The organism is Dongia rigui (assembly GCF_034044635.1).
Taxonomy (GTDB): Bacteria; Pseudomonadota; Alphaproteobacteria; order Dongiales; family Dongiaceae; genus Dongia; species Dongia rigui.
The window spans coordinates 270,566-288,955 of the sequence record NZ_JAXCLX010000002.1; the positions used below are offsets into that span (position 1 = coordinate 270,566).

At 60.7% G+C, this 18,390-nt stretch carries 20 protein-coding genes and 1 tRNA gene; 10 read left to right on the forward strand and 11 right to left on the reverse strand.

Features of this window, described 5'->3' with window-relative positions:
- Nucleotides 1-16 precede the first annotated feature (16 nt).
- The 3 genes from SMD31_RS12745 to SMD31_RS12755 all read right to left on the reverse strand — a co-directional run bounded on the left by SMD31_RS12745 (nucleotide 17) and on the right by SMD31_RS12755 (nucleotide 2,238).
- Nucleotides 17-715: a TerC family protein gene (locus tag SMD31_RS12745; RefSeq protein ID WP_320501278.1), complete on the reverse strand. Its 699-nt coding sequence runs from the start codon at nucleotides 713-715 to the stop codon at nucleotides 17-19.
- 40 nt (nucleotides 716-755) lie between these two features.
- Nucleotides 756-1,604, reverse strand: coding sequence for a tRNA glutamyl-Q(34) synthetase GluQRS (gluQRS, locus tag SMD31_RS12750; protein WP_320501279.1), 849 nt, complete (start codon nucleotides 1,602-1,604; stop codon nucleotides 756-758).
- 82 nt (nucleotides 1,605-1,686) lie between these two features.
- On the reverse strand, nucleotides 1,687-2,238 hold the full coding sequence (locus tag SMD31_RS12755) for a hypothetical protein (protein WP_320501280.1): 552 nt from the start codon (nucleotides 2,236-2,238) through the stop codon (nucleotides 1,687-1,689).
- 131 nt (nucleotides 2,239-2,369) lie between these two features.
- On the opposite strand from SMD31_RS12755, the gene SMD31_RS12760 reads away from it, so the two are divergent.
- The 3 genes from SMD31_RS12760 to panC all read left to right on the forward strand — a co-directional run bounded on the left by SMD31_RS12760 (nucleotide 2,370) and on the right by panC (nucleotide 4,711).
- Nucleotides 2,370-2,816: an ion channel gene (locus SMD31_RS12760; RefSeq protein WP_320501281.1), complete on the forward strand. Its 447-nt coding sequence runs from the start codon at nucleotides 2,370-2,372 to the stop codon at nucleotides 2,814-2,816.
- Between the two features lie 170 nt (nucleotides 2,817-2,986).
- Nucleotides 2,987-3,838 carry a 3-methyl-2-oxobutanoate hydroxymethyltransferase gene (gene panB, locus SMD31_RS12765; RefSeq protein ID WP_320501282.1) on the forward strand — a complete coding sequence of 284 codons (852 nt, stop codon included), beginning with the start codon at nucleotides 2,987-2,989 and terminating at the stop codon, nucleotides 3,836-3,838.
- A 24-nt stretch (nucleotides 3,839-3,862) separates the two neighbouring features.
- A complete protein-coding gene (gene panC / locus SMD31_RS12770; protein WP_320501283.1) occupies nucleotides 3,863-4,711 on the forward strand; it encodes a pantoate--beta-alanine ligase in 849 nt (282 codons plus the stop codon).
- Here the strand turns inward: panC and gpt are convergent.
- Nucleotides 4,708-5,187 carry a xanthine phosphoribosyltransferase gene (gene gpt, locus SMD31_RS12775; protein WP_320501284.1) on the reverse strand — a complete coding sequence of 160 codons (480 nt, stop codon included), beginning with the start codon at nucleotides 5,185-5,187 and terminating at the stop codon, nucleotides 4,708-4,710. The genes panC and gpt overlap by 4 nt on opposite strands.
- 335 nt (nucleotides 5,188-5,522) lie before the next feature.
- Here gpt and SMD31_RS12780 point away from each other — a divergent pair, with 335 nt between their 5' ends.
- Both SMD31_RS12780 and SMD31_RS12785 read left to right on the forward strand, forming a co-directional pair.
- Complete coding sequence (locus SMD31_RS12780) at nucleotides 5,523-7,451, forward strand: potassium transporter Kup (protein WP_320501285.1); 1,929 nt, start codon at nucleotides 5,523-5,525, stop codon at nucleotides 7,449-7,451.
- A gap of 9 nt (nucleotides 7,452-7,460) precedes the next feature.
- Entirely contained in the window at nucleotides 7,461-7,820 is a 360-nt protein-coding gene (locus tag SMD31_RS12785; RefSeq protein WP_320501286.1) for an MmcQ/YjbR family DNA-binding protein, read from the forward strand.
- Here SMD31_RS12785 and SMD31_RS12790 read toward each other — a convergent pair.
- From SMD31_RS12790 to SMD31_RS12800, 3 genes are all read right to left on the reverse strand, one after another.
- Nucleotides 7,817-8,578: a DUF3750 domain-containing protein gene (locus SMD31_RS12790; protein ID WP_320501287.1), complete on the reverse strand. Its 762-nt coding sequence runs from the start codon at nucleotides 8,576-8,578 to the stop codon at nucleotides 7,817-7,819. The genes SMD31_RS12785 and SMD31_RS12790 overlap by 4 nt on opposite strands.
- Nucleotides 8,579-8,995: a DUF4864 domain-containing protein gene (locus SMD31_RS12795; RefSeq protein WP_320501288.1), complete on the reverse strand. Its 417-nt coding sequence runs from the start codon at nucleotides 8,993-8,995 to the stop codon at nucleotides 8,579-8,581.
- A gap of 135 nt (nucleotides 8,996-9,130) precedes the next feature.
- The gene (locus SMD31_RS12800; RefSeq protein WP_320501289.1) at nucleotides 9,131-10,189 is read right to left on the reverse strand and encodes a hypothetical protein; all 1,059 of its coding nucleotides are present in this window, start codon (nucleotides 10,187-10,189) and stop codon (nucleotides 9,131-9,133) included.
- A 453-nt stretch (nucleotides 10,190-10,642) separates the two neighbouring features.
- Here SMD31_RS12800 and SMD31_RS12805 point away from each other — a divergent pair.
- From SMD31_RS12805 to SMD31_RS12825, 5 genes are all read left to right on the forward strand, one after another.
- Nucleotides 10,643-10,719, forward strand: a tRNA-Arg gene (locus SMD31_RS12805).
- 139 nt (nucleotides 10,720-10,858) lie between these two features.
- Nucleotides 10,859-11,779 carry a hypothetical protein gene (locus SMD31_RS12810; RefSeq protein WP_320501290.1) on the forward strand — a complete coding sequence of 307 codons (921 nt, stop codon included), beginning with the start codon at nucleotides 10,859-10,861 and terminating at the stop codon, nucleotides 11,777-11,779.
- Between the two features lie 448 nt (nucleotides 11,780-12,227).
- The gene (locus SMD31_RS12815) at nucleotides 12,228-12,458 is read left to right on the forward strand and encodes a hypothetical protein (RefSeq protein ID WP_320501291.1); all 231 of its coding nucleotides are present in this window, start codon (nucleotides 12,228-12,230) and stop codon (nucleotides 12,456-12,458) included.
- Nucleotides 12,459-12,639: 181 nt separating this feature from the next.
- Nucleotides 12,640-12,927, forward strand: coding sequence for a hypothetical protein (locus tag SMD31_RS12820; RefSeq protein ID WP_320501292.1), 288 nt, complete (start codon nucleotides 12,640-12,642; stop codon nucleotides 12,925-12,927).
- Between the two features lie 283 nt (nucleotides 12,928-13,210).
- Entirely contained in the window at nucleotides 13,211-14,245 is a 1,035-nt protein-coding gene (locus tag SMD31_RS12825; protein ID WP_320501293.1) for a beta family protein, read from the forward strand.
- On the opposite strand, the gene SMD31_RS12830 is transcribed toward SMD31_RS12825, so the two are convergent.
- The 4 genes from SMD31_RS12830 to SMD31_RS12845 form a co-directional block, all read right to left on the reverse strand.
- Complete coding sequence (locus SMD31_RS12830; protein WP_320501294.1) at nucleotides 14,180-14,800, reverse strand: sce7726 family protein; 621 nt, start codon at nucleotides 14,798-14,800, stop codon at nucleotides 14,180-14,182. The two genes, SMD31_RS12825 and SMD31_RS12830, sit on opposite strands and share 66 nt — an antisense overlap.
- 749 nt (nucleotides 14,801-15,549) lie before the next feature.
- Nucleotides 15,550-15,774 (reverse strand): hypothetical protein, encoded by a 225-nt coding sequence (locus SMD31_RS12835; protein WP_320501295.1) that lies wholly within the window; start codon nucleotides 15,772-15,774, stop codon nucleotides 15,550-15,552.
- A gap of 275 nt (nucleotides 15,775-16,049) precedes the next feature.
- A complete protein-coding gene (locus SMD31_RS12840) occupies nucleotides 16,050-16,517 on the reverse strand; it encodes a helix-turn-helix domain-containing protein (protein ID WP_407652129.1) in 468 nt (155 codons plus the stop codon).
- A gap of 230 nt (nucleotides 16,518-16,747) precedes the next feature.
- Complete coding sequence (locus SMD31_RS12845; protein WP_320501296.1) at nucleotides 16,748-18,364, reverse strand: vanadium-dependent haloperoxidase; 1,617 nt, start codon at nucleotides 18,362-18,364, stop codon at nucleotides 16,748-16,750.
- Nucleotides 18,365-18,390: the final 26 nt, after the last annotated feature.

Below are 18,390 nucleotides of genomic sequence, written 5' to 3' on the forward strand. Positions count from 1 at the left end.
GGGATACGGTTCGTGCTTAGCCGCCATTGACCATGGGGGCCACTTCCGCCCAGCCGCGCCAGATCATTTCGGCGGCCACGTAGAAGATCACGGCAAGACCGATATAGGCGATCCAGTGATAGCGCTTCAGCAGCTTGGCGATGACCGAGGCGGCGAGGCCCATCAACGCGACCGACAGAATGAGGCCGAATACCAGGACGTTGGGGTGCTCATGGGCGGCGCCGGCAACGGCCAGGACGTTGTCGAGGGACATCGATACGTCGGCGATGACGATCTGCACGATGGCCTGGCGCATGGTCTTGGCCGGCGCCGAGCCGGGCAGGGCACCTTGACCTTCTTCCAGATCGGCTCTTTCGGCGGCACTCATCTTTTCACCGGCACGGAGCTTTGCCTTGCGGTTCTCGCGGCGCTGATGCTCAAGCTCACGCCAGAACTTCCAGCACACCCACAGCAGCAGGATGCCGCCGGCCAGTGTCAGGCCGATGATGGACAGCAGGTATGTCGTGCCCAGCGCGAAACAGATGCGCATGACCGTCGCAGCGGCGATACCGATCAGGATAACCTTGGTGCGCTGGTGCGAGGGCAGGCCGGCTGCGGCCATGCCGACGACGATCGCGTTGTCGCCGGCAAGCACTAGGTCGATGAGAATGACCTGACCGAAGGCGATCATTTCGGGGCCGGTCAGCAGGCTGATAAGGTATTGCGTGTCGAACATTCACATACTGCTTTGCTTGGGTGAAAATCTGGGGTGAAAACTAAGCACGAAAAATCGGATCGGCGTAACCGATCATGGTCCGCACCTCGGCAGCGCTCGTTCCACTGTCACGCATGGAGCGCAGGCTGGGCGCGCCGGCACGTTTGGCCAGGCGCTGCCCGGCCGCATCGGCGAGCAGGCGATGATGCGCATAGGCCGGAACCGGAAGCGCCAGCAGGGCTTGCAGCAGCCGATGGACATGGGTGGACGGCAGCAGGTCTTCGGCGCGCGTCACCAGCGTCACACCTTGCAGCGCGTCGTCGAGCGTGACGCAAAGATGGTAGGAGCAGGGCGTATCGCGCCGGGCCAGCACAACATCGCCCAGCACTTCCGGCTGTGCGGAAATCCTGCCGGCATGCTCGTCGGTGAAAGCGAGGTTGCCGGAAAGGACGCGCGCCTTGGCAACATCGAGGCGCAGGACAAAGGGCAGGCCGGCCGCCTGTTTCTCGGCGATGAGCGCTGGGTCGAGGTGACGACAAGTGCCGGGATAGACCGGCCCGTCCGGCCCCTGCGGGGCGCTCGTCGCGGCCGCGATATCCTTGCGGCTGCAAAAGCAGGGATAGATGACGCCCAGGGTCTGAAGCTTGTCGAGGGCCGCCTGGTAATCGGCAAAATGGTCGGATTGCCGCCGCACCTCGCCGTCCCAATCAAGGCCGAGCCAGGAGAGATCCTCAAGCAACGCCGCCTCGAATTCCGGTCGGCAGCGCGTCTGGTCGATGTCCTCGATGCGCAACAAAAACCTTCCCCCCACCGCTCGCGCCCTGGTCCAGCCGTCCAGCGCCGAGAAAGCGTGGCCGAGATGAAGATATCCGGTGGGGCTTGGCGCGAAGCGAGTGACTAGCGGCGGCATAAAGGCCATAGGTAAGCAGCAGACCTGCCTCGCGCAACCGCCCTGGCGCTTTTTGACCTTAAAAAATGAGGAAAAACGCCTGTCAGCCGTCGATTCCGGCCTTCAAGCCCTCGAACCAGGCCCGTCTGGCGCCGATTTCCGCGATTTCGAGGTCCAGCCAGGAGGGCAGGTGGCCGCCGTCGGTCGCGACCGGCTCATAGGCGCGCAAATCACGCAGCCGCCCGAGCTCCTTGTCGCAAGCTTCGATCATCAGATCGAGCTGCCCGCGCTGGTCCTCAGCGGAAAGACTGCCCAGAAAATGGACCTTAAAGGCGATGATCAGCTTGTTGACCTCGCCCATGGGGCCGCGGAGGCGGGTCGTCATCAGCCGGCGGAGTTCCGTGCGTCCGTCAGCCGTGAGCCGCATCATCTGCGATTCTGCCGGCGGCGTGGGGTCGATTGCCTCAATGAGGCCTTCGATCTTGAAGAGCTCGAGAGAAGGCCCCAGCAGCTCCAGGGAGGGGCCGGCGATGCGCCCCACAAAGTGCCGGATCTCGCGCGCGAGATCGGCATAGCTGCGCTCGCGCTGCCACAGCAGGCCAAGGGCGGCGAGGCGGATCGCTTCGGAGGGTATGAGGCTGTTGTCTTTGTACATTCAAGCTCGGTGGCAAATGGTCGCAAGTGGAGCCAGATTTGCCGGGGCTAAGCGTTCTCAACGCTTTGCTAAGTTCTGCTCCTTAGATATGAGGGTTTAACGCGTTTACTGGCGAAGCGGAAGCGGCTCGGATGTTCCTGGTAACTATCTTGTTCGGATCCGGATTGGTCCTCCTGGCCATCGGCATCCATTATGAAGTTCTGCGGCTGGTTGCCAGCTACCTGATGCCGCGCATGGAGATCGTGTCGCGTCGCGCGCATGTGATGGTCGGCGTCATCTCCTGCATGGCGGCGCATACGATCGAGATTTGGGGATTCGCCGCGGCCTATTGGCTGGTGCATTACACCGATCTCGAGCTGGGCTTTGCCGACGAACACCGACGTACCTTTGTGGATTATCTGAATTTCTCAGCTGAATCATATACTTCGCTGGGTTTTGGCGATGCCGAGATGCTGACCCCGGGCATGCGCCTGCTGGCCGGAATCGAGGCGCTGGCCGGCCTCGTCCTCATTGCCTGGAGTGCCTCCTTTACCTATTTCCTGATGACCCAGTATTGGGGCGGCCGAACCAGGGGTTAGCAGCTATGCGCCGGCGGAGACCCTATACGCGCCAAGCGTTTGACCCATGCCCCGATAGCGGTTGTGCGGTGCAGCAGTATCGGACAGAATGTCGCGCCTAAAACAGCGTAATGCGAACTGGCGACGGGGCTGACGGGCCACAACGTCGCCCGGCACGAGGGAGGCGAAAAATGAGCGTCCATGCCAGCGGCAGCAATGAAGGTGCGGTCCTGAAGCGCCTGTCGGTGCCGGAATTCGCCGCCCGCAAAGGCAAAGAGCCGCTCGTCTGCCTGACCGCCTACACAATGCCGATGGCGCAGCGCCTCGATTCCCATGTCGATTTGCTCATGGTGGGCGATTCGCTCGGCATGGTTCTCTATGGCTTTGAGACGACCTTGCCGGTGACGCTGGAGATGATGATCCAGCATGGCGCCGCTGTCGTGCGTGGCTCGAAGACATCGATGGTCGTCGTCGACATGCCTTTTGGCAGCTATCAGGAAAGCCCTGAACAGGCTTTTCGCTCGGCCGCCCGCATCATGAAGGAGACGGGCTGCCAGGCGGTGAAGCTCGAAGGCGGTCGTGAGATGGCCGATACGGTGGCGTTCCTCGCCAAGCGCGGCGTGCCGGTGATGGGCCATGTCGGCCTCACGCCGCAATCGGTGAACACGCTGGGCGGTTTCCGCGCCCGCGGCCGCGGTGACCAGGAAGCCGCCACCATCGTTGCCGACGCGGTGGCCGTTGCCGAAGCCGGTGCTTTCTCTGTCGTGCTCGAAGGCGTGATGGAGCAGATCGCGCAGGTCGTCACCGCGCGTGTTACCGTTCCGGTGATCGGCATCGGCGCTTCGGCTGCCTGCGACGGGCAGGTCCTGGTGGCGGAAGATATCCTTGGCCTCTTCAGTGCCTTCAAGCCGCGCTTCGTGAAGCGCTATGCCGAGCTTGGCAACGAGATCGAAGAGGCGGCGGAGCGTTATGCAAAGGACGTGCGCGCGCGTTCCTTCCCCGGCCCCGAGAACATCTTCGGCGCCATCAAGAAGCACGGCTGAACCGGCGGCTCTAAAACATCATCCATGACCATGCTGCCCATCGCCCGCCGCGTCGCCGATCTGCGCGCCCGCATCGCTGATATCCGCCGCACAGGCGGCACGATCGGCCTGGTGCCGACCATGGGCGCCTTGCATGAGGGGCATCTGACGCTGGTGCGTCGCGCCAAGGCAGAGAACAGCCATGCGATCGCAACGCTTTTCGTCAATCCAACCCAGTTCGGGCCGAATGAGGATCTCTCGGCTTATCCGCGCGACGAAGCCAGCGATGCCGCAAAGCTCACGGATGTCGGGTGCGATCTGCTCTTCGCACCCGATGTGACGGAAATGTACCCGGCCGGTTTCACGACATCGGTGACAGTCGGCGGCATCACCGCGCATCTCGACGGCGTGGCGCGGCCCGGCCATTTCGGTGGCGTTGCTACCATCGTCTCGAAACTGCTGCTGCAGAGCCTGCCGGACCGCGCCTATTTCGGCGAGAAGGACTTCCAGCAATTGCAGGTGATCCGGCGTTTGGCGCGCGATCTCGACATGCCTGTGGAAATTGTCGGCGTGCCGACCGTGCGCGAAGCAGACGGCCTCGCCATGTCGTCGCGCAATCGCTATTTGTCGCCAGCCGAGCGCGCACAAGCAGCGTTGCTGCCGCGGATCCTGGCCGAGACTGCCAAGCAGCTGGCCTCGGCTGCCGACGCGGCGCCCATTCTGGCTGAGGCCACGGCCAAGCTGCTTCAGGGCGGCTTCGCGCGCGTGGACTACGTAGCGCTATGTGATGAAACGACTCTTGCGCCGATCGAGCGCGCGCAAAGCGGCAGCCGCCTATTCGCCGCGGCCCATATCGGCCGCACGCGTCTCATCGACAACTGGCCGGTGGCTTAGCCGCGCTTCTGCTTGGCGATCGGCTGCGCGAATTGCAGTTCGATGTCCCAGGGGAAATAGATCCAGGTATCCTGCGACACTTCGGTGACGAAGGTGTCGACCAGGGGTCGGCCCGAGGGCTTGGCGTAGATCGTGGCAAAGTGCGCCTTGGGCAGCATATCGCGCACGACTCGCGCGGTACGGCCGGTATCGACCAGATCGTCGATGATGAGCCAGCCTTCGCCATCGCCGGGCACTTCCTTCAGCACCTTGATCTGGCCTTGCGCGTGATCGTCGGAATAGCTCTGCATGCAGACCGTGTCGATGAGGCGCACGTCGAGCTCGCGGGCAATGATGGCTGCCGGCACCAGGCCGCCGCGCGTCACCGCGACGATGCCGTTGAACGGCCCCTGCTCGATGAGGCGCCAAGCCAGCGCCTTGGCATTCCGGTGCAGTTCCTCCCAGGAAACGGGAAAGGTCTTTTGCGGATCGGACATCTATCTCTCACCCCTGGGTTGGCGCGCCGGAACGCATTGACCGGCTGATCGTTCTCATGCATTAGCCCAAGCCGTCCGGGGCGGCAATTCCCGGATCGACGGGCCGCCTCTAAGGCGGAGTCGTCCCCGAAGTCAAGGGGGAATATTGCAGTGCAAAAACCCTATTGCGCGAGGGGCGGGCCGATGACAGGATGCGCCGCTTTCACGGGCAGGACAGGCCCAGTTCAGCAAGGGATGGATAATCATCTTGTCTCCGCGCCGGCTGCCCGGAAGGGCGCCGCGGGTCAAAGCGGCCAACCAAGCTGGGGCCGGATGCAAGATGCCACCGACCATACGTGACCACATCAGCTCAGACACCAGATAGCCAGGGCGCGGCTGCGGCGCCGGCTAACGAACATGCACCGCATGGTGCGCTCGCCCCCTTGGCGATCGGCGCGCTTGGCGTCGTTTTTGGCGATATCGGCACTTCGCCGCTTTACACCTTCCGCGAAGCCTTTCATGGCGCCGGCGAGTTGATGGCGAATCCCACCCATGTGTTCGGGATCCTGTCGCTGATCTTCTGGACCGTGACGATCATCGTCAGCTTCAAATATGCCCTCTTGATCCTGCGGGCCGACAACCAGGGGCAGGGCGGCCTGCTGGCCCTCATCGGTCTTGCCATCCGGTCTGCCGCGAAGCCGGGCCGACGCGAGAAGTTCCTGGCGCTCGGCATCGTCGGTGCCGCCTTGTTCTATGGCGACGGCATGATCACGCCGGCCATCTCGATTCTCTCGGCGGTGGAAGGCCTCAAGATCGCGCAGCCGAATCTTGACCGGGACTGGATCGTCGCCATCACCATCATCATTGTGATCGGCCTCTTTGCGATTCAGAGCCGTGGTACGGGCGCGGTCGGCGCCTTTTTCGGCCCGATCATGATGATCTGGTTCACGACGCTGGGTGTGCTCGGCTTGCTGCAGATCGTCGGCCACCCCGAGATTCTGCTGGCGTTGTCGCCGCATTACGCTCTCTCGTTCCTGTTCCACAACATCGGCATCGCCTTCCCGGTCATGGGCGCCGTGCTGTTGGCGGTGACCGGTGCCGAGGCGCTCTATGCCGATCTCGGCCATTTCGGGCGCAAGCCCATCCAGGCTTCCTGGTTTGTCTTCGTGCTGCCGTGCCTGACGCTCAACTATTTCGGCCAGGGTGCCCTGGTGCTGGCGCATCCCGAGGCTGTCGCCAATCCCTTCTATCTCCTGGCGCCCGACTGGTTCCTCTATCCGCTGATCGGCCTCGCGACCGCCGCCACCATCATCGCCTCGCAGGCAGTCATCTCTGGTGCCTTCTCGCTGTCCTGGCAGGCGATGCGCATGGGTGTCTGCCCGCGTCTCCTCATCACGCACACCTCGGCCCATCATCAGGGCCAGATCTATGTACCGCAGATCAACTGGCTGCTGATGATCTGCGTGCTGCTGCTGGTGATCGGATTCAAATCGTCGAGTGGCCTTGCCAATGCCTATGGCATCGCCGTCACCGGCACGATGATCATCGACACCATCATCGCCTTCTTCGTCTTCCGCTCACTGTGGAAGTGGAGCGTGCAGCGGACGGTGATCGTGTGCGGCTTCATCCTGCTGGTCGAAGCCTCGCTGCTCGGCGCCAGCCTGCTCAAAGTTCTGGATGGCGGCTGGTTCCCGCTGCTTATCGGCGCCATTATCATCTTCATCCTGTCGACCTGGATGGATGGCCGCGGGCTGCTCGCCAAGCGCCATGGTGCCGGTTCGCTGACCGAGGAGGAATTTCTCGGTGCGTTGTCGGAGCGGCATCTTAGCCGCGTGCCGGGCACCGGCCTGTTCCTCACCGCGCAGATCGACCGCGTGCCCTTTGCGCTCCTCCACAACATGCGCCACAACCGCATCCTGCACGAGCGCGTGGTGATGACGACCCTCATCACCGAGGCGCGGCCTTTCGTGCCCGATGCCGAGCGCGTTCAGGTCAAGGAATTGGGCCGCGGTTTCTGGCGCATCATCGTGCGGTATGGTTTTGCCGACGAGCCGAACCTGCCGGCAGCCATGCGGATCGCCGCCAAATACGGCCTGGAACTGGATCCGGAGAGCGTCTCCTATTTCATCGGTCGCGAGCGCATTGTGCCGCGGGCGAAATCGGCAATGTCGGGCTGGCGCCGCTGGCTGTTCATCCTGCTGTCCGATACGGAAATCTCGGCCTCCGATTATTTCCGCATCCCGGTCGGGCGCATCATCGAGCTTGGCGCACGGACCGAGATCTAGTCAGCTGGCATGACGCGGGCCGAATTCGACAAGTTCTGCCGCGCGCTGCCGATGGCCACGAATGTCGTGCAATGGGGCGGTGCCTCGGTCTGGAAGGTCGGCGGCAAGATCTTCGCCGTCGCCAATAACTGGGGTCCGGGCGAGGGCGCGAAGTTCAGCTTCAAATGCAGCGACATGTCCTACGATCTGCTGCGCCAGCAGAAGGGCATCGTGCCGGCACCTTATCTCGCGCGGGCCAAGTGGGTGCAGGTCGATGCCGTGAAGGCGCTCCGCGACAAGGACCTTAAGGCCTATATCGAAACGGCCTATCGGCTGGTCGCGAAGAAACTCACCAAGGCGGTGAAGAAAGAACTCGGCCTGGATCTCTAATCGACGGCGAGTGCCGGCTGGCGCGCGACTTCCTCCGGAAAGCCGATGCGCCCCAGACCCGGCACACGCAAGGCCGGACGCAGGAAGTCGACACCCAGATTGAGGCCCAACACGTTGACCTCGATCCCTTCCTCAAGGCCCAGCGTCAGGCCGGCGACGCCCAACAACGATGCCTGCACGCCTGTGCCACTGGGCGCCAGGCCGACCGGCGCATCCCAGGCGCGGTAATCCTTGCCGATCGCATTGGCGGGGATGTCGAGCCGCAACTCCGGCACTTCGCGCGCGACATGGGCGAGGAACGTGTTGCTGTTGGGACCCGGCCAGCTGCGATACTGGTCCTTGAAGGGATAGCTGGCGACCGCCGCTTCGATACGGTCGATGAGTTGATCGGTGCCGGCGCCACGATACTCCGCCATGACACGCGGCTCGGCGCCGAACCAGTAACCGTCCGGCAGCGCATAGTTCACTTTCAGCGATTGTCCGCCGCCCCAGCCAACAACTTCATAGCGCGTATAGGCCTTGGCATTCGCACGCTTGACGATGATCCACGGATGCGTTGCCACATAGCCGCGCCAGTTGAAGGCACGCGCCGAATAGATCTGCACGATCGCGTCTGGCGTCTTGGCGGGATCCGGGGCGAGGCCTGAGGCATGGCGCGGTGCGTCGCGCCACGAACCGTCATAGGCCATGCCGCGGCCGATGCTGATGGCAAGGGGAACCAGGATGAGGGCAGCCAGCGACCAGAGGATCACGCGCATTCACACGCTTTCGTCCTGGGCCCGTTCCAGATAGCAGCCGCTGATGCGCCAGGAACCATCGGGCTGCCGCTCCATCATATAGTGGGCGATGTAGCCTCTGCCATCGGGGCCGACCACAAAAACCTGCTGCTCCGGGCCGGTGTCATGCTCGACCACGGCGCGAAACTCGACCGAGCGCGGCCGATAGACCGGGGCGTAGCCGCTCCGGACCATGTCCATGAACACGGCGGCACTGCCGAATTTGGCCTGCAGGTCCGGTGACGCGAAGCCGAAGGCGGTTGTGCCGTCGTCAGCTTTGAAGGCCGAAATCTGCCGGCTGATGATCTTCTGGAACTGTGCCTCGTCGGCAGCGCTCGTTTGCGCTCGGGCGAGCGGGGCCAAGCAGAGAAATACCAGGGCAAGAACGGCAAGGCGCATTGTGACCTCCTGGCGAGAGGGGTCATCGTATTACGCACCCGCTGCCGTTCTGGATCGAGCCACAAATGAAAACCGGCGCCCATTTCGGGGCGCCGGTTTCCGGTTCGTGGTTATGTGCAGAGGACGAAAGGCTTATCAGCGCACGTAAACGTGGACTTCGTTGACCTGCGCATTGGGGTCGGTCACCTGGGCGATGCCGACACGGTCGGGCGGCAGGCCCATATTGAGCAGCGACCGCGACACCTTGTTGGCATTGGTGCGGGCGATATCGCTGTTGAGGGCGACCTGGGCCGGCTGGCCCATGGCCGGGGCGACGCCCACGACATCAAAGGCGGCGTTGGGGCGCAGTTCCAGCGCCTTGGAGGTGGCCTGATAGAGCGCCTGCTCGTAATTCACATTGGCGCGGTCGAAGCGGATGACGACCAGCGGACGGCCCGTGCTCATGCCGGCCATCGGCGGCAAGGCGGGCTGTGCCGGCGGGGCGTAGGAACGCGCGGCAAGCGTGGTGCCATAGACCTGGCCGTTATTCACGCCGGCTGCCAGCGTGGTCAGGTTCGAACGCTCATTGGCGAGGAAGTTGGTCTGGCGCGAAACATCTTCCGACAGCTGGTTGAGCAGGCGGTCGATCGAAACCGTCGTCTGGTTGGTCTGGTCTTCGAGCGCCCGCAGCTGGCGATGGTCTTCATCGACCGCGCCCGAGACGGTGTAGGAGGCGCGGATCGAATCGAGCAGGTAGCTGGAGAAGGCGGCGTTGTTGGCAACGTCGTTCTGCAGCCGGTTCATCTGGTCGAGATCCGAGCCGATCTGGTCGAGCTGGTTCTGCGCCTGCTGCCAGGCCGAAGTCACCATCGGATTGCCCGGCGTGGTGCCCATCTGCAGCTTGCCTTGGATGGCGCCGACCGTCGTCTGGTATCCGGCGGCGTTGCGCTCGGCGCTGCCGCGCAGTTCCTGATGCTTCAGGGTCTGCTGCTGCACCGCCTGCTGCAAGCGGCTGAGGTCGCTGCGGATCTCGATGACCCGGGTACCGACCAGCGTGCCCGTCGGCTGACCCGTCGGCACCGAGGCGGTGTTGTGAACGTCTGCCCCGATCGGCGCGCCGGAAACCGACGGTGCCAGGGCATTGTTGAAGAATTCGCAGCCGCCCAACATAAGCGGTGCGGCGGCCACGGCCGCGAGCCAGACGTGTTTCTTCATGCTTGCCGAACCCCGAAAATCTGAGAGCGAAAACAAAGTCCCAAACCCCCTTTGGCTTCGCTCAACCCATTACCCAAAAACAGTTCTTCGCAGCTTTCAGGACAAGAATCAACAGCCCAAGTCGGGTTCGAGGCCCCCGGGCGTGCCGTCGTCGCCACAGGGTGGCCGGCGGGCCACAGATGATATCAGTGGCGATACCGGTGAGACGGGGCGTCGCACGCGTAAAGATTCGCTGGCCCGCCCTGTGGATAACCCAGGACCGAGCGCGTTCCAGTCGGAGTTTCCTTATTGAAAACAAGTGTATAGGGCGTGTGGCGCAATCCTTAAAATGGCCGCGCCAAATAGCTTGCAATGCTCATCGGCTTTGGCTAGTTTCCGCCACCGTTCGGGGGCCGAGACATCCAACTCGGCTGGTCGCCGCGCCAGCGCCGCGCCCAACCACCGCGAACCGACGCACCCATAGCTCAATTGGATAGAGCATCTGACTACGAATCAGAAGGTTGGAGGTTCGAGTCCTTCTGGGTGCGCCACTTTCCAAATCAATAACTTAGCTGACATTTTGGGCCAGGTTTTGGCCTGTGCGAATCGCGCCTAGGTAGCGGCCTAGGTAACGCACGATCTGGCGTTGTGGTATGCTGCCGCCGGACCGAGAAATTGGGGACGGGCCTTATGCCTTCAGATGTCTGCTACGTCTGCAAGCGCGCTGCACCGAGCGCTGCCCTCTCATTAACTGGCGACATTGAATATCACATTCAATGTGCCTATTGCGGAACCTACCGACTCCGGGACTCAGCCTTAAGCCGGCTGGACGGCGCGACGAACGCTGAACGCGGGCGCGTTGCGGAGTGGATTAGTTCTGCGCAAGGCAGCACCGTGGCGCCAGTGTTAGATGTGGGCACCCTAGACTATGCGCTGTCACGCCCTCGATTTCGATTTTCCGAGCAGCTGGAAAAGATGCTTGTATCTCTTGCCAAGCGAGAACCGCGGCTCGATTGGGTTGCGCTCAGAGGCGACAGACTCGGGGCTTTTCTTCAAACGATTGAGGATAGAGATGTGGACGCTGTGGCGCGCCACCTCGAGCAGCACGGCTGGATGAAGATTGATCCCAGCGGCGGGCGCGGCAAGCTCACTTCAGAAGGGCTGTTGCAGGGCGAGAAGCTGCTTGGTTCCGCTCCCGACAGCTCTCAGGTCTTTGTGGCAATGTGGTTCTCCGAGGAGATGGAACCGGCGTGGCTCAATGGATTGAAGAAAGGAATTGAGTTAGCGGGATATGTGCCGTTCCGCGTGAGCCAGCAGGAACACGTGAACAAGATCTGCGACGAAATCATTGCGCAAATCCGCCGGTCGAAGTTTATCGTAGCGGATTACACAGGGCATCGTGGCGGCGTTTACTATGAAGCTGGCTTTGCAAGTGGTCGCGGCCTGCAGGTCATTCCGACATGTCGCAAAGATGACATTGAAAAACTGCACTTCGACGTTCGGCAATACAATTGCATCGACTGGACCAGCCCTGAGGAGCTGGCGCAGAGATTGTCGGTACGCATATCTGCCGTGATGGGAGACGGTCCGCTTCGGAACCGGCGGACGTAACCCACTTCGCCGTGAAGCGGAACGCAGCCATCTTCTCTCGAGCCTAGTCGCACCCACTCTCAGAGCACCGATCGGTACGAGCATTCTGGCGATCTGGTGACTGGTATGTGCACGCCATCAAGTACCCGTTAGCGTCCTTATCAGTGGCAATGAGTTGCCAGCCCTGAGCATCTTTGGATTCACACAGTACATAGTAGTGCGGTGGAGCGTCGTCACCGCACGCGGTCAGTCCGGCCCAGAAGATGGTGATCGCGGCAGCGCGCAAGCTTCGAACTACGCGTCTCATACGTCGATCTCTCGCTGAATCAAAAAAAACGCAACGCGTTGCTAATGCAGCAACGGCGGCCATAAGTTGCACATAGGACGATAAACAAAATCCGCATTGCAGTCTAGCGCACCGCCCGCGCTCTCCCATAATCGCCGCGCCCAACAACCAAGGGAGCGAGCAATGACCAAGGGACCGAAGACTGTGAAGGTGGCGCTGCCGAGCGGCGGCCCGCTAAATCTGAGCGCCGATGTCGGCCGGCTGTTCATGATGCAGATTGAGATGTATTCGCGCGGCGGCGTGGACTCGGAATCGCTGGGCCAGAAGATCAACGAGCTACTGAACGAGCTGCCCGACAGGCAACTCAGCCTCGCGAACGCGATAGCGTCGTCACTCGTCCGCATAACAAAATGAAGGAAAATCAGAGCCAACTGTCTCGGTTGTCTCAATACGTTGCTAAAAGCGCAACGCATTTTCGCGATAACTAACTGAACTATAAACAAAAATTAGCCTCGCGTCTAGATTTGATGAGACGCCAGGCGCACCTTCATTTCATCGGCGCCCACGGTGGGGGCCATTGATCGGAGGATCACCGATGAAACGCTCTGAGATTGCCATTCCATCCGGCGGTAGCCGCGAATTGAGCCCCGACATTGGGCGGCTGTTCCTGCAGCAAATCGAGCTTTGGACCTTACGAGGTGACGACATTATTCGGAAGGGTCGCGAGGTCGACAGCACGTTCAAGAACATGCCGGCAAAGCAGCGCAGGCTCGCTCACGCGATCGCCCTATCCCTGGTGAACCTGCTGGATGCGGAGGCCCAACGTGTACGAACCGTCAAGACGGCGGCGAGCGCCGGCACAGCTGCGCCGGATCTCGCCTGAGATAGTCGACGTCTTCGCCGCCCACGTGGCTCTCTATACGCGCCGCAGCCCTGACAATGTTGCGGCGCTAGAGCGCGATCGAGATGAGAAGCTTTGCCGGCTTTCCGACAAGCAGCGCCAGATCGCGCGCGTCATCGCGTTGTCGCTGCTGAAGTTGTTGGATAGCTAAATTCCGCATTGCAACCAGCGCGAGGCGCGAAATGTGGCCCACACGTATTGCTATAGACATCTAAAAATCGCTATGGCAGCCTTCTAACAATCATTTGTTGGAGGGGGAAACAGCATGGCTTTCATCCACGATTATGTTCCTGTGTTGCGGTGGAAACGAGGCGAACGTGTTGGCATCAGTCACCTCACTGCGACATCTCGAGGGAGAGTCACACCTCTTTTTCAGCTGGCACCCGAAAGCTATGTTGGCAAGGAGAAAACCGCGAAGCGTGCCGCCGTTCCAGCGCCCGCCGCATTTGCAAATGAACTCAAGGCAGCCTGGGGCACCGCGTCCTTTTATCTCGACACCGCCAAACTCGGGTCCGCTGCTGCCGCGGAACTAACTGCAGTCGCGGCGGCCTGCAGCGCCAATTCAATGGAGATGATTCCGATCTCTTATCTTGATGCTCCGACGGCTTATCAGTCTGCCGTAGCTAAGGTTGCCGCCTCAGATGGGCGCGGCGTCGGCCTTAGGGTCGACTTCGCCCAATTCACAGACGCGAATAGGTGGGCGAAAGGCTGGCCTCACGCGCTGAGCGCGACAGATCTGATCTTGGACCTCGCTAGCAGCGTTCCTTCGGTAGTCAGCCTCGGCAACCTGGCCATAGAGGCTTTCAAGAAACTCCACCAGGGTGAAAAATGGCGGACGGTTACATTGATCGGCAGTAGCCTGCCCGAGAATTTCACTGGGTTCGCGAGCGGGACTCACGAGATCGAAAGAGTCGAGTGGAAGCTCTGGCGCAAATTGAACAAGGCATCACTGCCCTACCAGCTCGATTTCGGAGACTATGCCACTGTTGCAGTGACTCCCCCGCCGTCAGGGATTCGGTGGGGCTTCCCGATCAATGTGAAATACACATTGGGCGATCACTTCCTCGTCTGCCGTGGAGTAAACACCTCAGGCTTGGGTGGCGTTGATATGGACGTTCAGCTCATTGATCACGCACGCACAATCACCAAGTACCCGAACCGCACTCCGCTAGCTGACTGCTGGGCTGATGCCAATATCGATGAGATTGCGGCGAAAAAGAAGCAGCCGGGAAACCTAGAATCTTGGGTGCAGTTTGGCGTCAATCGGCATGTTTCCCTGGTCCGGGATAGTTTGCCCTAGCCAATTTTGGCGGCGCTTCAGCGCCGCCCGCACATAGTCTAAAAGCTGAGACAGTGGAATCGTGTCCGCCAAGTGCTGATGAATTGCCTTGATTCTTTTGCTGCGCCAGCCGCTTGCGGAGCCAATCGTTTCCAAGACCGAAAGAGCCTCGTCTTTCCAGAGCAGCTGAGCGACCAAATACGGATCTTGGCCAGGATTGCGCCGCCCGCGCCGCTTTTGTCGGAGGTGCACGGCGCCGTCTTTCTCGCTGGCTAACAGCACGCCCCACCAGGCTGGCACGGAAGCGACTGCCTTTTCGGCATGCCGCTTCCCGACGACAAGCGACACTCGATCGAACACTCGGCTGTAGAGATCGGCCTGAAGCGGCAGACGGTCCAATGTGTCCCGATCACTCTTGAGCTCATAGCCGGATAGTTCGCCATTTATGACTGCGATGTCTATCCGCACGGAGCCAGACCACACTCCCATTTCTTGGACGATACTTGTGTCGGTGTCGCCGGAATGGAGATCACGGAGCATGGCAATAGTTGCCCGCCGCACGTCCGAGTCCCGCATTGGCTTTTCTCCCCCAGGAACGGGAAAATGATATCACTTACTTGCCGCGTTTCCTACACGACTGACGGTCACGTTGCAACGCGGCGAGCATTCAATTTGCCGATATGGGTGACTGTCCCATCACCCGCTCAGTCCGAAGCTCGGCCGACTGCTTCAGCATGTCCCGGTTAGCTATTAGCATGTAGGTCCGGGCCGATTCCCGCGGCTCGGTGATCGTCTTCCGCAGGCCCCAGCACAGGCGAATTCCGCGACGTCATCTCAGTCCCGGAAGTGCATTAACCGCTGCGGCTATAGCGGATTGAGCGGCGGGTGCAGCCCCGCCCGCCGCCGGCCGGTGTATCGGGCCAACCGCCTCAGAAGCGCTGCCGATTTGGTGAGGTCGGCAGCCACGGCCGAAAGCACTCTTGCCCGACCGCGTTTAGCCAGGGCCTTAGCGACCTCGTGAATGGTCAGGAAGAGCTCGGCCCGACGTGCACGATGTCGGCCCGGGCCTCGGTGGGTTTCAGTTTGTCTCTCATGACTTCTACCCCATTGACGCCGGCAAAGCGCCGGTGGCACCGCCGCATTGGCCGGCGGCGCTACAATCTGGGATTTCCCATTTGTCTCCGGCCGATGTGAACTCCGGGTATACTGACCTATTGAGTTCCCTTAATGTTCTCGTCTAGGGTCTCCCATGGAGCTGGGGAGGCGGTATGCCGGAAGTACGCGACAAGCACGGCGCGCCCAAGCTCTGGGGGACACTGCGCTGCCTAGTCCCTGGGTGTGGCGCTGAGCGCCTGATCGAGCCGGAACAGGCCGAGCGGCTTGCGCAGCGGCTCTCGGCGGGCATCGGGGTCCGCTACTATCTCTCGCGCCTCAAATGCCGAAAGTGCGGCTTCAGGAATGCGTCGATCGCCTTTCATCTGGCCTATGCCGGGAAACGGCCCTGGGACGATCGCCGCCGGCCTGGCGAGCCGCGGAAGCCGTTTGCGCATGAGGGTGGCGATCCTCAAACTGCCACACCCGACGAAGCGGCCCGGCACAAGGCAATCGGGGAACTTCCTGTGATTGTCAGAGGGAGCGGAAACCGACGGAAGACTAAGTGACTTAACGTCGGACCGCCCGACGCACGTGAACGGGAAAGGTTGAATCACTCACGTTCGTTGCCTTTGCCCTCGTCCAGTGTTTTGGCCGCCTCCCGGTTTCGATAGGTATTCCGCACCGCGCGGTCTCTGGCCGCTCGGTCCAACCTTTTAGGCGATCGTAGCGCCTACATAGCCACCGCTTTCACCAGCTCGCGAAGTTGTTTTCGAGTGGCGGCATCAATTTTATAGTAGGCCCTTACGAGTTCGAGCGTCTCGCGCCTAAACATTTCATCGGGCTCCGGTTCGATTTGCTTTAGCTCTGGCGCTTGCATCACCTGGGCGGGCGATTTGGATTTCACGTCGCCGGGAATTTCTTCGAAGAACCAAGAAAGAGGCACGTCAAGAACTCGGGCCAGGTCGAACAGCCGGCTGCTGCTGACGCGATTGGCGCCGCGCTCGTATTTCTGCACCTGCTGGAAAGTGAGCCCGATGGCCTCGCCCAAATCCGTTTGGCTCAACCCGAGCAAGGTTCTTCGTTGGCGGATCCGCTGACCAACGTGGATGTCAATCGGATTGAAGAAACCCTTGCTGGCCATCCGGCCGGAGGATTTGCGCGGTTTCTTGGCGGACTTCCCTTTCGGGGCCTTACCCATATGTGTTTGTCCCTATTTCTGTTTGTCCCTATTGATAACCTAGGGGCAGAACAGAATACATCGTCCTGGGAGAAAATGCCTGGCTCACAAGAGTTTAGCCATGCCGACATCAGATGCGGCGTGTCCCGGTGTCGCCCAGGAACTGAGCGCAGATCGGGCACACGCCGCATGCAAATCTCGTTTCGCCACGAACCAGTAGACGTTGAAACTTATCCCTCCGCCTCGTTAAGCTAATTTGCGACAGGCTGGAATGCGTGAGCAAAAACGTAATCTGCGATTTTATTGCCCTGCTCGATTCCTGCGTCAGCGTCGAACTGCCAATGAATCCCCAGCCAAATCCGACTGCGGCCATTCGCATATTCAGCATGGCTGAACGATACAAATGACTGCGGAAGTTTGGCTCGGGGCTCGGTCCCTCCGACAGGATAGTTCAATCCATTGTATTCGTCGGACACCAGTACGAACGGTGTCGCGTCGTCCCAAAAATGGCGCAGCATGCCAAATACCGTACCTCCGAAGACGGCATGGCCCGACGGGTACGCCGGAAACGGCGGCGTGAAATTAGGTCCGCGGGCGTTTGTCGCCGGAGCAGCAAGCGGTAGCCAATTTGGGTCTTGCTGAGTGTCTGGGTTGCCATCGCGGTCGGCAGCCCGGATCGCGGTAACAGGCCGCCATAGCTGATAATGGTATTTTGCTTCCCAAGCAGATATTGCCGCATCCGCCATTGCAGTGTTGACCAGAGCTAAGTACCTCGAAAAATCTGCGACATCCCCCATCCGTTGTTGCAAAGCAACGGTATCCGCGACTTGGTTGTATAGTCGGGGCGGGGCACAAAGCGCGGGTGTTCCATCGTAAGCCCAGAAATAACCCTCGAACGTCTGATAGTCTCGCCGATCTCCAGCAGCTTCGGCATTCTTTGCGCCAACTTTCGCCACCTCATTGAACGCCCGAGCGTAGTCTGCGCTGTCTAAGGCAGGAGGAGGCAGCGGGCGAAATTGACTCGCTGACTCGATAACAAATGGCCTCACTTTCGACCACTCGGCGCCTAATGCAACTGTGAGCTTGTTTTCCGGATCCGGATCAGGACTCCAAACGCCAGGGCACGGATTTGGAGATACATCGCACTGGTTGGGCACAAATCCTGAACCGTATGCCAGTTCTTTGCGGTCGGCACCGTCATTCAATCGTTTCTGGAGTATAGATTGCGCCGCATCCCTTCCGAGCTCCTCGCCGGCTTGGAGTTCCTTCTCCAACTTCTCCTTTAGCGTTGCATTACCTGCACCTGAGGGAGGCTTAGGCAAACGGGCAATGTAAACTGAGAACTGAGAGTCGAGCCGATCTTTCTGGTAGGGATACATTGCCAGAAGCGCGTCATGCGCCGCCTGGCCAATCGCCATCTCGAGAAAAACAGGAGAGGCTGCCAATGCTGGATCCGACTTTCTAAGTCCAGTGTAGCTCTCATATTTCTGATAAACAGAATTCACCGCCTCAAACATCGCGATGTGCACAATCGCCATTGCATAGCTTGAGCGATGGGGTCCGATCCGTTCGGCGAACCTACGGGGGTCGTCCCCGGATCCGGGCTCGACCGGCGTGTGATCAAGTGCAGTTGCTTCAAGAGCAATGTTACTCCAAAGCAACAGTCTCTCCAGTTTTGTTTCTGCGGCCCGCGGGGGCATGAAGCTCTCCAAGCTCAGCGATCGCTGTGTATTTTGCACTTCTAACAGCTTCGCAAATTCCGCTTGGTTCTCGGGGCTGAGCGCCGTCTGTGCGAATGCATCGCTCTGCATCGAACAGTACAAGCTGACTGCAATCCCCATAATGAGCCACGTCCATCGCCTGGCCATAAGTCGCTCCCCTTGAAAGAAGTGAT